Origin of the sequence: Nocardia arizonensis, from assembly GCF_001310275.1 — a bacterium.
Lineage (GTDB): Bacteria > Actinomycetota > Actinomycetes > Mycobacteriales > Mycobacteriaceae > Nocardia > Nocardia arizonensis.
Genome location: NZ_LGYZ01000129.1, coordinates 24,812 through 36,421, shown reverse-complemented (window position 1 = coordinate 36,421; position 11,610 = coordinate 24,812). Strand labels below are relative to the sequence as shown.

Annotated in this window: 9 protein-coding genes and 1 pseudogene; 6 read left to right on the top strand and 4 right to left on the bottom strand. The window is 69.4% G+C overall.

What is annotated here, in order from left to right; all coding sequences use genetic code 11:
• The first annotated feature begins 72 nt into the window (after positions 1 to 72).
• Positions 73 to 924 (top strand): aldo/keto reductase, encoded by an 852-nt coding sequence (locus tag APZ21_RS29020; protein ID WP_054816465.1) that lies wholly within the window; start codon positions 73 to 75, stop codon positions 922 to 924.
• A gap of 8 nt (positions 925 to 932) precedes the next feature.
• On the opposite strand, the pseudogene APZ21_RS34480 reads toward APZ21_RS29020, so the two are convergent.
• Positions 933 to 1,073, bottom strand: a pseudogene (locus tag APZ21_RS34480) (pyridine nucleotide-disulfide oxidoreductase); the annotation flags it as partial.
• An 82-nt stretch (positions 1,074 to 1,155) separates the two neighbouring features.
• Here APZ21_RS34480 and APZ21_RS29010 point away from each other — a divergent pair.
• The 5 genes from APZ21_RS29010 to APZ21_RS28990 all read left to right on the top strand — a co-directional run bounded on the left by APZ21_RS29010 (position 1,156) and on the right by APZ21_RS28990 (position 7,144).
• Positions 1,156 to 1,884, top strand: coding sequence for an enoyl-CoA hydratase (locus APZ21_RS29010; RefSeq protein ID WP_054816463.1), 729 nt, complete (start codon positions 1,156 to 1,158; stop codon positions 1,882 to 1,884).
• 26 nt (positions 1,885 to 1,910) lie between these two features.
• Complete coding sequence (locus APZ21_RS29005) at positions 1,911 to 3,056, top strand: MBL fold metallo-hydrolase (RefSeq protein ID WP_054816462.1); 1,146 nt, start codon at positions 1,911 to 1,913, stop codon at positions 3,054 to 3,056.
• Between the two features lie 52 nt (positions 3,057 to 3,108).
• Positions 3,109 to 3,315 carry an antitoxin gene (locus APZ21_RS29000; RefSeq protein WP_054816461.1) on the top strand — a complete coding sequence of 69 codons (207 nt, stop codon included), beginning with the start codon at positions 3,109 to 3,111 and terminating at the stop codon, positions 3,313 to 3,315.
• A 48-nt stretch (positions 3,316 to 3,363) separates the two neighbouring features.
• Positions 3,364 to 5,691, top strand: a complete 2,328-nt coding sequence (locus tag APZ21_RS28995; RefSeq protein WP_054816460.1) for an ATP-dependent DNA ligase — start codon at positions 3,364 to 3,366, stop codon at positions 5,689 to 5,691.
• A gap of 223 nt (positions 5,692 to 5,914) precedes the next feature.
• Positions 5,915 to 7,144, top strand: coding sequence for a lipase family protein (locus APZ21_RS28990; protein ID WP_054816459.1), 1,230 nt, complete (start codon positions 5,915 to 5,917; stop codon positions 7,142 to 7,144).
• Positions 7,145 to 7,199: 55 nt separating this feature from the next.
• On the opposite strand, the gene APZ21_RS28985 is transcribed toward APZ21_RS28990, so the two are convergent.
• The 3 genes from APZ21_RS28985 to APZ21_RS28975 all read right to left on the bottom strand — a co-directional run bounded on the left by APZ21_RS28985 (position 7,200) and on the right by APZ21_RS28975 (position 11,600).
• Positions 7,200 to 7,937, bottom strand: coding sequence for an energy-coupling factor transporter transmembrane component T family protein (locus APZ21_RS28985; RefSeq protein WP_054816458.1), 738 nt, complete (start codon positions 7,935 to 7,937; stop codon positions 7,200 to 7,202).
• Positions 7,934 to 10,057 carry an ABC transporter ATP-binding protein gene (locus tag APZ21_RS28980; RefSeq protein WP_082393543.1) on the bottom strand — a complete coding sequence of 708 codons (2,124 nt, stop codon included), beginning with the start codon at positions 10,055 to 10,057 and terminating at the stop codon, positions 7,934 to 7,936. Before APZ21_RS28980 ends, APZ21_RS28985 begins: the two co-directional genes overlap by 4 nt.
• Positions 10,058 to 10,121: 64 nt before the next feature.
• Positions 10,122 to 11,600 carry a flavin-containing monooxygenase gene (locus APZ21_RS28975; RefSeq protein WP_054816457.1) on the bottom strand — a complete coding sequence of 493 codons (1,479 nt, stop codon included), beginning with the start codon at positions 11,598 to 11,600 and terminating at the stop codon, positions 10,122 to 10,124.
• Positions 11,601 to 11,610: the final 10 nt, after the last annotated feature.

Genomic DNA, 11,610 nt, shown 5'->3' with positions numbered 1-11,610 from the left:
CCTGCGACGGCGCGACCAACACGCGAGGGTTCTTCGTTGACGGTTCGCGTCGGCACTTCTACGGTCGAACGGGTGACCTTCCGCAGCGAGATTTCCGCCGTGCCCCCGATCGTGTTGAACGACGGGAACGTGATACCGCAGCTCGGGTTCGGCGTCTTCCAAGTGCCCTCCGAAGAGGCGTACCCCGTGGTGAAGACAGCCCTCGAGGCGGGCTACCGAAGCATCGACACCGCCGCGATCTACGGGAACGAGGAGGGCACCGGCCGTGCCATCCGGGAATCCGGGCTCCCGCGCGACGCGGTGTACGTCACCACGAAATTGTGGAATTCCGAACAGGGCTACGACAGCACACTGCGCGCCTTCGACGCGAGTATGGAGCGGCTCGGCCTCGACTATCTGGATCTGTACCTCATCCACTGGCCGGTCGCGGTCGCGGACAAGTTCGTCGACACCTTCCGCGCCTTCCAGGCGCTGAAGAAGGACGGCCGGGTCGGTTCGATCGGCGTGTCCAATTTCACCGTCGACAACCTGCGCCGTGTCATCGGCGAGACCGGCGAGATCCCGGTGGTGAACCAGATCGAATTACATCCGCGCCTGGCCCAGCGCGAGTTGCGCCGCTTCCACGCTGACAACGCGATCGCCACCGAGGCGTGGTCGCCGCTCGGGCAGGGCACGCTGCTCGACCACCCGGCGGTCACGGGGGTGGCAGAGGAGGTCGGCCGCACCCCGGCCCAGGTCATCATTCGCTGGCATCTCCAGCTCGGCAATATCGTGATCCCCAAGTCGGTCACCCCCGCCCGTATCGTCGCCAACTTCGACGTCTTCGGTTTCGAGTTGAGCGATGCGCAGATGGCCGCGATCGACGCGCTCGACGACGGCGGCCGCATCGGACCCGATCCTGACGAGTTCACCATCGGCGCCTGACCGCCCGGTCAGGCGGACGATTCCGGATAGCGGGTGAGTTCGACCGCGGCGGCCCGTCCGGCGCGGTTGGCCCCGATCGTGCTTGCCGATGGTCCGTAGCCGATCAGGTGCACGCGCGGGTCCGCGGCGACCCGGGTGGCGAGCTGTCCGTGGTATCGCCTTCGGTGGCGGCGGCCGCGGGCTGTGGCATTGTGAAGATGACCGAAGGACACCGCGAGTTGGGGAGGAAGCATGCTCGGAGTCAGCCGCGACGGTGATGTCGTCACCGTCGAACTGCAACGTGAGGAACGTCGCAACGCGCTCAACGCCGAGTTGGTGACGTCGTTGCGCGAGGCTGTGCTCGCCGCTGTCGCCGATGGCGCGCGGGTGATCGTGCTCACCGGGCGCGGACCGCTGTTCAGCGCGGGCGCGGATCTGTCGGGCGTGTACTCCGATTCGTTCCTCGACGGCCTGTTCGACATGCTGCACACCATCGAGTCGGTTCCGGTGCCGGTGATCTCGGCGATCAACGGCGGTGCGCTCGGCGCGGGCGTGCAGGTCGCCATCGCCTCGGATCTGCGGGTCGTCGCCCCCGACGCCTATATCGGCATACCGGCCGCCAGACTCGGCATCTCGGTGGATCGCTGGACGGTGCGCAGACTGGTGTCGCTGATCGGCGGCGGTCCGGCGCGCACCATGCTGCTCGGCGCGGAGACGGTGTCGGCCCAGGACGCCTACACCTTCGGATTCGCCAACCGTCTCGGCACGCTCGCCGACGCGCAGGCGTGGGCGAAATCCATCGCCGAACTCGCGCCGTTGTCGTTGCGGCACATGAAGTTGGTATTGAATGACGACGGGACCAGGGAACCGGAGCCCGCGCCGCAGCGCGAGGCGCTGGAGGCCGCCTGGGCCAGCGCCGACGCCAAGGAAGGTCGGCTGGCGCGACAGGAGCGGCGTTCGGCGAAATTCGTTGGCCGATAGCGGGGGAGCAAGGACAGCAGACCACCATGACGAGTGTGCGGAAGATATTGGGCGTCGCCGCGGGAGGCCTCGGTATCACCTGGGTGGTTCGCGCGGCGTGGGACATCCCGTCGGCGATCGGCGCGTCGATCTCGGCGATCCAGCCCTACGCCGCGGGCGCCACCACCTATCGCGACTACCGGTTCCACAACACCGAGCCGAGCAGTCAGTTGGCCGCGGGCGCCGTTCCCGCGCTGCTGTATTCGGCGCTGACCAGACGCAATGCCGGTCGCCCGAGCGCCACGGTGCCGACGCGGACGCCCGAGGTTCCGGCCCAGGCCGCCGATCTGGCGGTGACCTGGTACGGGCACGCGACCGCGCTGGTCGAGATCGACGGCTACCGCGTCCTCACCGATCCGGTGTGGAGCGAACGGGTCTCGCCCTCGCCGCTGGTGGGTCCGGCGCGCCTGCATCCGGTGCCCGCGCCGCTGTCGGATCTGCCCGAGGTCGACGCGGTCGTCATCTCCCACGACCACTACGACCATCTCGACAAGGCGACCGTCAAGGCCCTCGTCGACGGCCAGTCCACCCCGTTTCTGGTGCCGGTCGGCATCGGCGCGCATCTGCGGCACTGGGGTGTGCCCGAACATCGGATCGTCGAATTGGATTGGGGCGGTTCGGTGTCGCTGGCCGCGCTCGGTCGCGAACGCGACGGCACCGATCTGGTCCTGACCTGCACCGAGGCCCGGCATTTCTCGGGTCGCGGGCTGCTGCGCAACACCACGCTGTGGGCGTCGTGGTCGATCGTCGGCCCGACGCGGCGGGTGTATTTCGGCGGTGACTCCGGCTACACCAAGGCGTTCGCCGAGGCGGGCGCGGCACTCGGCCCCTTCGATCTGACCCTGTTGCCCATCGGCGCCTATGACGAGAACTGGCCCGACGTGCACATGAATCCCGAGGAGGCGGTCCGGTCGCACGCCGATCTGTGCGTCGGTGATCCGGGGCACGGACTGCTGGTCCCCATCCACTGGGCCACCTTCAACCTCGCCTTCCACGGCTGGTCGGAGCCGGTGCGGCGAATGGTCGAGGCGGCGCGGGCGGTGGGCACCGCGGTGGCTGTGCCCATGCCGGGCGAGCGTGTCGATCCGCTGGCCCTCCCGCCGAGCCACTCTTGGTGGGAAAATGTGGGGTGATACCCACCCCGTTGTTCGACCCCATTCGGCGATACGAGAGGAACGACGGCACATGAGTCTGGCAGACAACCTGAAGAAGCTGGTCGACAAGGGCAAGGACGCGGCCGCCAAGAACGCGCCCAAGATCAACGAGGCCGTCGACAAGGCGGGCGACTTCATCGACCAGAAGACCAGCGGCAAATATTCGGACAAGATCGCCAAGGGCAAGCAGGCCGCCAAGAAGGTGGTCCCGCCCGAGCACCCCGGCCACCACGACTGACGTGCGGCGGGAACCGGCGGTCGCCGGTTCCCGGCACGGAGTCGACATATGGTGTCCCGCCGGAAATTCGGTGGCGGTCCCGGCGAGGCGAGTGTCGATGTCGAGCTGAGCAATCTCGACAAGGTGTTGTATCCGCGGACCGGGACCACCAAGGGCGAGGTGATCGCCTACTACGCCGCGATCGCTCCCGCCATGCTGCCCCACATCGCCGGACGGCCGGTGACCAGGAAACGCTGGCCCAACGGCGTCGAGGAACCCTCGTTCTTCGAGAAGAACCTGCCCGCGCACGCGCCGCCGTGGATCGAACGCCGCACCGTCGAGCATTCCGATCGCCGCGTCGTGTACCCGGTCATCGATTCCGAGGCGGGACTCGCCTGGATCGGTCAGCAGGCCGCATTGGAAGTGCATGTGCCGCAGTGGCGTTTCGACGCCGCGGAGATGGGCGCGGCGACCCGGCTGGTCTTCGATCTCGACCCCGGCCCGGGGGCCGGACTGGCCGAATGCGCGCGGGTCGCGGTGCTGGTGCGGGAGATGATCGAGGGGATCGGGCTGCGCGCCTTTCCGGTGACCAGCGGCAGCAAGGGCATTCACCTCTATGTCCCGTTGCAGCGCCCGCTGAGTCCCGGTGGCGCGTCGACGGTGGCCAAACAGGTCGCCACCAATCTCGCGAAACTGCATCCCGATCTGGTGACCGCGACGATGGCGAAATCGGTGCGCGACGACAAGGTCTTCGTGGACTGGAGTCAGAACAATCCGGCCAAGACCACCATCGCCCCGTATTCCATGCGCGGCCGCGCCGAGCCGAACGCCGCGGCCCCCCGCACCTGGGCCGAGATCGAGGACGGGGAACGGCTGCGGCACCTGCGTTTCGACGAGGTACTCGCCCGCTACCGCGACGACGGTGACCTGCTGGCAGACCTCGACCCGCCCCTGGCCGCCGATTGCGCGCCTTCGTCTCCCGACGACGCGCTCGCCCGCTACCGCTCGATGCGCGATCCGCGGCGCACCCCGGAACCGGTACCGCCGTCGGCGCCGACGCCCGGTTCCGGTGACCGGTTCGTGGTGCAGGAACATCACGCGCGGCGATTGCACTGGGACGTGCGGCTCGAACGTGACGGGGTGCTGGTGTCCTGGGCGGTGCCCAAGGGGCCGCCGACGAGTCCCGACCAGAATCGGCTCGCCGTGCACACCGAGGACCATCCACTGGAGTATCTGGATTTCCACGGCGTGATACCCGAGGGCGAATACGGCGCGGGCGAGATGACGATCTGGGACGAGGGCACCTACGAGACCGAGAAATGGCGCGAGGACGAGGTCATCGTCGCTTTCCACGGTCGCCGCCTGACCGGCCGCTACGCCTTGATCAGGACCGATGGCAAACAGTGGCTCATGCATCTGATGCGCGAGCAGGACCGCGCCGATCCGTCCGATCCCGTGCGGGCGCAGCCGCGGATCATCGTCACCGCCCGTGGGCAGGCGAAGTTCCCCCGCGGATTGTCGCCCATGTTGGCGACAACGGGCGATATCGCCGAATTGGACGACGAGGAGTGGTGTTTCGAGACCAAATGGGACGGGTTCCGGCTCATCGCCGAAATCGATCACGGTGCGCTGACCTTGCGCAGCCGCGCGGGCAATACGGTGACCGACCGCTATCCGGGTCTGGCGATCATGGCCGACGAGCTGGCCGAGCACAGTGTCGTGCTCGACGGGGAGGCGGTGGTCTTCGACGATCACGGCATCGCCAATCTGGGGCTGTTGCGCGCCGATGCCGCTCGCGCGGTGTTCGTCGCCTTCGACGTGCTCTATCTCGACGGCACCTCGTTGCTGCGTAAGCGCTACACCGACCGCAGGCGGGTGTTGGAGGCGTTGGCGGCGAATTCGCCCTCGCTGACGGTGCCGCCACGGCTGGACGGTCCGGGGGCGCGGGCGCTGGACCACAGCATCCGGCACGGACTCGAGGGGGTGGTCGCCAAGCGCAAGGATTCGGTGTATCTGCCGGGCAAGCGCGGACATTCGTGGGTCAAGCAGCGAAATTGGCGTATCCAGCGGGTGGTGGTCGGCGGCTGGCGGCGCAGTGCCGCGCGGGGGTTCAAGTCGCTGCTGGTAGGCATTCCACACGAGGGCGAACTCTTCTACGTCGGTCGGGTCGGGACCGGTTTCGGCGATACGGATATGCGGGAGCTGGCGCGGCGGCTCGGCCGGTCCGAACGCCGCACCAGCCCGTTCGCCAATGAACTCACCGCCGAGGAGCGCAAGGAGGCGGTCTGGGTGACCCCGCGCATCACCGGTTCGGTGCGCTACATGAACTGGACCGAGACCGGCAGGCTGTGGCATCCGGCCTGGCTGGGTGCCGACGATGCCGCGCGCCGGCCGTAGGAACCGTCGCGCCGCGAAGCCGGGCCGACCGGTCGGCACCGTGCCGAGGACACCGGTCGCTTGGACGGACCCATTACCGCTGTGGCGCGGGCGATTTCGTGCACCGGACACGCAGGCGAAGGTATTGCCCGGCCCTCGCCCCATTGCCGCGGCGACCTCGACCGCAGTACCGTTCGAAGTCTCGTCGAGGTGGATCGACGCCTCGCGGAGCAGGGGAGGCGTCATGCGCACCTGTCATGAAAAGCGCGGCCCGCGAACAATATTCGCCGCAGTACTGGCCGTTGCCGCGATCGCGTCGGCGCCCTTGCCGCCCGCGGTGGCCGATCCCGGGCCCTCCGAATCGGACCCGTTCTACGTCGCGCCCGCCGAACTCGCCGGATATCCCGATGGCGCGGTGCTGCGCACCCGGTCCATCGCGTTGTTCGGTCTGCCGCTGCCGATTTCGGCCTGGCAGGTGCTGTACCGGAGCACCGATTCCCGGCAGCGCCCGGTCGCGCAGGCGACCACCGTCATGGTCGCCGATCTGCCCTGGCTCGGTGGCGGACCGCGTCCGGTGCTGTCGTATCAGGTCGCGGTGGACAGCCTCGGCGCGCGGTGCGCACCATCCCGGACCCTGCGCGGCAGCACCACCGGCGGATTCAACACCCTGATCGACTCGCCGTTCATGGCCGCGGCGCTCCTGCGCGGTTGGGCCGTGGTGACCAGCGACTACGACGGTCAGGATGCCCGATTCCTGGACGGGGTGAACGCGGGTCGCGGCGTGCTCGACGGCATTCGCGCCGCCTTGGCCTTCGGCGCGGGCGGTATCGGACCCGCCGGACCCGTCGCCGCCTACGGGTACTCCGGCGGTGCGTACGCATCCCTGTGGGCCGCCGAACTCCAGCCCGCCTACGCCCCCGAAGTGCGCCTGGTCGGGGTGAGTGCGGGGGGCGTGCCCGCGGATTGGACCGCGATCGCCCGTCACGTCGACGGCACCGGTCAGGCCGGCCTCGCCGTGCTCATCGTGCACGCCGTCACCCGCAACAATCCCGAGGCGGGCATCGGGGCGCTGTTGAACGCCCGTGGCGCGGCCATGCTGGCCGAGGACGGCGACGCCTGCGGTGAGGATCTGCTGCCGAAATACCGCGACGCGCGGGTGGAGGAGTTCGCCTCCGTCCCGGATCTGTTGTCGCAGCCGAATTTCCGCGCCGCCCTGGCGGCGCAGGAACTGGGCGGCGCGGCGCCGTCGACGCCGATGTACCTGTACCACAGCGCATCCGACGAGGTGATTCCGGCAGATGGTTTCATCGGTCTGGTCGGACGCTACTGCGCGCTCGGCGCCGCCGTCACCCACCGGCTGTCGCCGCTGCCCGGACACAATCCGACGGCGGTGGTCGAGTTCGGCGGCGCGTTCGACTATCTCGCGGATCGTTTCGCCGGTCGGCCCGTCGCACCGGGTTGCCGAGTGCGGTAGCCGCCCTTCGCGTCGGTCCTCGGCGCACCGTGTGGTGTTCGGCGGCGCGGGCGGTTCAGATCAGCAGATCGAGCGCGACCGATCCCGCGCAGACCACGACGACGATCCCGAGAGCGAGGCCGTCGCGGCGGGTGGGCGAACTGGGATGGGCCGTCAGCGCGCCGGTGCCGCCGCGCGCGGTGATGGCCTCGCCGAGTTCGGTGGCCCGCCTGGTCGCCACGGCCATGGCCGCGGTGAGGATATCGATGAGCGGACTGTCCGCCGCCCGGTCGAGCACGCCGTCCTTCGGCCGCAGTTTGCGCGCCGCCCGCAACACCCTGATCTCCTCGAGCAGCAGGGGCAGGCCGCGCAGGGTCAGCGCGACCACAACGGCCCATTCGTCGACCGGTATCCGCAGTCTGCGCAGCGGTGCGCCCATGGTCGCCAGTGCCGGGGCGATATCGCCCATCGGGGTGGTCCAGGCGATGAGGAACGACGCCGCCACCAGGATCAGGCCGAACACCACGACCTGGGCGTAGCGCAGCACCGCGGCCGCGCCCACCGGGGCGTTGAGCAGGGCGCCGAGGCCGATCAGTCCCCAGAACCACCACGGCAGCCGGGGCAGGGTGCCGAGCGGCAGATGCGCGACGATGCCGATGACAACCAGGAACAGCGCCATGGCCCCGAGTGCGATCCAACTGGGCCAGAACATCAGCAGCACGCTGATCAGGAACGCGCCGATCATCTTGGTGCCCGCCCACAGATCGTGCACCGGACTCGACACCGGCACCTGGCGCAGCAGTACCGTGCTCATCGGCGTCCTCCATTGTCGACGTGCCAGGCCGCGTCGCCCGGATGGGGCAGCGGCGCGGGGCGGGTATCGCGGTGTTCGGAGACGGGCGCGGGGTCGACGACCGGTCGGCTGTCCGGGATGCGCCCGGCCTCCAGGTGCACGGTGCGATCACAGACCGCCGCCATATCGGCCACGTCGTGCGAGATGATGATCAGGGTCATCCCCGAATCACGCAGCCGCGCGAGCAGTTCCACGATGTCTGCGCGACCGCCGGGGTCGAGTCCGGCCAGCGGCTCGTCCAGCACCACCACCTGCGCGCGGCTGGCGACGATGGCCGCGAGCACCACCCGCTTGGCCTGTCCGCCGCTCAGTTCCTCGATGGAGCGCGCGGTGAGCGCGCGATCGAGTCCGACCGAGTCCAAGGCCCGCCCGACCGCGCCGGACCCGGTGACGCGCCCGCCCCAGTCGGCGATCTCCTCGCCCACGGTCTGCTTCTGCAATTGCAGCCGCGAGTGCTGGAAGGCCAGCGCGACCCGGCCCGATCGCCTGCCCCTCGATCTGCCCGCGAGCTCGCAGCGCCCCGAGGTCGGCGTGATCAGTCCGGCGATGATCCAGGCGAGCGTGGACTTGCCGGAACCGTTGCCGCCCACCACCAGCAGCGCCTCGCCGCGGCGGACCGTGAGGTCGACACCGTGCAGCGCGGGCGCCTCCCACGGGGTGCCGCGATTGTAGGTGTGTTTCACCCCGCGCAGTTCGAGCACCGTCGGGCCCATCGGGCGGCGTCGGCTGTCGCGAACGGGCCGCGGCCACGCGGGCAGCCGGTCCACCGCGCGGCCCGCCGCCAGGTGCACGACGCGATGGGCCGCCGCGGCATCGGCTTCGTGATGGGTGACCAGCACCACCGCCATCGGATGGCGCACGGGCAGATCGGCCAGCAGGGCGACCAACTCCCGGCGGCCCTCCGGGTCGATCATGGAGGTCGCCTCGTCGGCGATGAGCAGGGCGGGGCGGCGCGCCAGCGCGGCGGCCACCGCGAGGCGCTGCTGCTGTCCGCCGGACAGGGTCGCGGTCTCCCGCCCGCCCATGCCCGCGAGGCCGACCTCGCTCAGCAGCGCGTCGATATCGGTCTGCGCGGCGACGTCGTCGGGCAGACCCCAGACCACGTCGTCGGCGACCAGAACGCCGAGCGTCTGGCTCTCGGGACGTTGCAGCACCAGCGCGGTGCCGCCGATATGGCCCAGTCCGGCCGACCCGGGTCGCGTCACCGTGCCCGAGGTCGGTGGCAGACCCGCGAGCAGCCTGGTGAGGGTGGATTTTCCCGAACCGTTGTGGCCGACGACGGCGACGAATTCGCCGACCCGCACGGTGAGGTCGATATCGCTCAGCGCGGCGACGGCGGTATTCGGGTACCGGAAGCCGGCCGCGTGCAGGGTGACCGGCAGTGGCTGGATGGGGCGATCGTCGGCGGGTGCGTCGAGCCGGTCCCGGCTGGGCAGCCAGGCCAGCCGGTCAAGCACCGATCCGAGTATCCACCAGGAGATCAGCGCGCTGAAGATCACGCCAGTGGCGACGCCGCCGCCGACAACGACCCACCACCAGCGCAGGGTGAAGTCGGTGAGGTCGGCCGCCGCGCGCCCGACCGGTTCCAACTGCGGCTGGCGGGCCGCGAGTCGCTGGAGACCGTCGGCGGTATTGCGGATGGTGTCGAAGAACAGTTCCCGGGTACGCCCGAAGATCAGCAGTGATCCGATGGAGAAGCCCGCCCACAGCAGCGCGGCGGGAATCGAGAGCACGAAAACCGCGAGCAAACCGCCGCCGCGGCGCTTCACCCCGCCGATGATGCCGCCGATGGTGGCCGTGGCGATGACGCCGAGTGCGGGCATGAGGCCCGCGGCCACGAAGGTGACAAGGGTGGCGGCGACGGTCGCGGTGAACAGTGCGCGCACCCGGTAGCGATGGGCCAGCATCCCCATCGGCACCGCGGCGACCAGTTGCAGCGCGGCGGCGAAGGGGATCACCGACCCGACGGTGATCAACCCGACCGTGACCCCGCCGAGGACCGCGCCGGTGGCCAGCTCGATCGGGCGCAGCGGTCCGCGCGCGATGTCGGTCGGTCCGATGGCGCCGGGCAGTTCGCTCACGGGTCAAGTCTGCCGGCCCGGCGCACGGGCCGAGGTCGGTGCGCGGTCGCGACCGCTATCCGGGTCAGGCGACAGGGGTCAGGGTGTAGTCCTCGCGCCGCACGCGCCGCAGACGCCGCCGGTAGCTGGACACGGTGCCGGGCCAGTTGTTGGTGATGCGCCCCGACGCCGTGCGGTACCAACTGGTGCAGAAGTTCCAGGGGGTGCGCAGCAGCCTGTGTTGCAGCGCGGTGTTGAACTCGCCTTCGGATTCGGCCCTGACCTCGAGGACGTGACCGGGACGCTCGGCGAGCAGTCGCATGGCCTTGCCGATATAGCGGGTCTGGGATTCGATCATGTAGATGATCGAGCCGGAGGACAGGTTCGTATTGGGCCCGTACACCATGAACATATTGGGAAACTCCGGCACGGTGATGCCGTAGTAGGCGTGCGCGCCCTCGGCCCAGACCTCGGTGAGGGCCTTGCCGCCGCGCCCGTATACGCGCATGGGCCACAGGAATTCGGTGCCCTTGAATCCGGTGCCGTAGATGATCACGTCGGCCTCGTGTTCCACGCCGTCGGCGGTGCGCACGCCGCGCGGGGTGATCTCGCTGATCGCGGCGGTCTGCACGGACACATTGGGCTGGGTGAGCGCCGGATAGTAGTCGTTGGAGAACAGCGCGCGTTTGCATCCGATCGGGTAGTTCGGGGTGAGCGCGACCCGCAGGACCGGATTCTCGACATTCTTGCGCAGGTTGCGCGCGGCCATCCACGCCACGATGCGGGTGATGGCGGGCGCCTCGACCAGTCCGAGGGCGACGAATTCCCCGACCGACCACCAGCCGAAGCGTTCCAGCAGCAGCATGCCGGGAATGCGGGCGAAGAGACGGTGCTGCACCGGGCTGTAATCGGTGTCGAATTTCGGGATGACCCAGGCCGGGGTGCGCTGGAACAGCATCAGGTGCCCGACCCGCGGTTGGATCTCGGGGATGAACTGGATGGCGCTCGCCCCGGTGCCGATGCAGACCACCCGTTTGCCGGTGAGATCGACCTCGTGATTCCACCGCGCGGAATGGAAGGCGACGCCTTCGAAGCTGTCGATGCCCGGAATCGACGGCCACGCCGGGCGGGAGAGCTGGCCGACGGCGGGGATCAGCACCCGCGCGGTGCGTTCGGTCCCGTCGGCGGTGCGTACCCGCCACATGCCCGTGGCGTCGTCGTATTCGGCGTCGGTGACCTCGGTCTTGTATTCGATGGCGTCGAGGACGCCGTGCCTGCGCGCAACCTCGGCGAGGTAGTCGTGGATGGCCGCTTGCGGGGAGTAGCGCTGCGGCCAGTCCGGTTTGGGCTCGAAGGAGTAGGAATACAGCGGCGACGGCACATCGCAGGCCGCGCCGGGATAGGTGTTCTCGCGCCACACCCCACCGAGATCGTCGGCGCGCTCCAGAATGGTGATGTGGCGGAAACCGTTGCGGCGCAATTCGATCGCGGCACAGATGCCGCCGAATCCGGCGCCGATCACGATCACCGAGGGGTCGGCCGCCCGGTGCGAATCTGCTTTCATGTGACTCTCC

Coding starts and splice junctions, on each gene's coding strand:
- APZ21_RS29010 (WP_054816463.1), top strand. CDS start 1,156: ATGCTCGGAGTCAGCCGCGACGGTGATGTCGTCACCGTCGAACTGCAA.
- APZ21_RS29005 (WP_054816462.1), top strand. CDS start 1,911: ATGACGAGTGTGCGGAAGATATTGGGCGTCGCCGCGGGAGGCCTCGGT.
- APZ21_RS29000 (WP_054816461.1), top strand. CDS start 3,109: ATGAGTCTGGCAGACAACCTGAAGAAGCTGGTCGACAAGGGCAAGGAC.
- APZ21_RS28995 (WP_054816460.1), top strand. CDS start 3,364: ATGGTGTCCCGCCGGAAATTCGGTGGCGGTCCCGGCGAGGCGAGTGTC.
- APZ21_RS28990 (WP_054816459.1), top strand. CDS start 5,915: ATGCGCACCTGTCATGAAAAGCGCGGCCCGCGAACAATATTCGCCGCA.
- APZ21_RS28985 (WP_054816458.1), bottom strand. CDS start 7,937: ATGAGCACGGTACTGCTGCGCCAGGTGCCGGTGTCGAGTCCGGTGCAC.
- APZ21_RS28975 (WP_054816457.1), bottom strand. CDS start 11,600: ATGAAAGCAGATTCGCACCGGGCGGCCGACCCCTCGGTGATCGTGATC.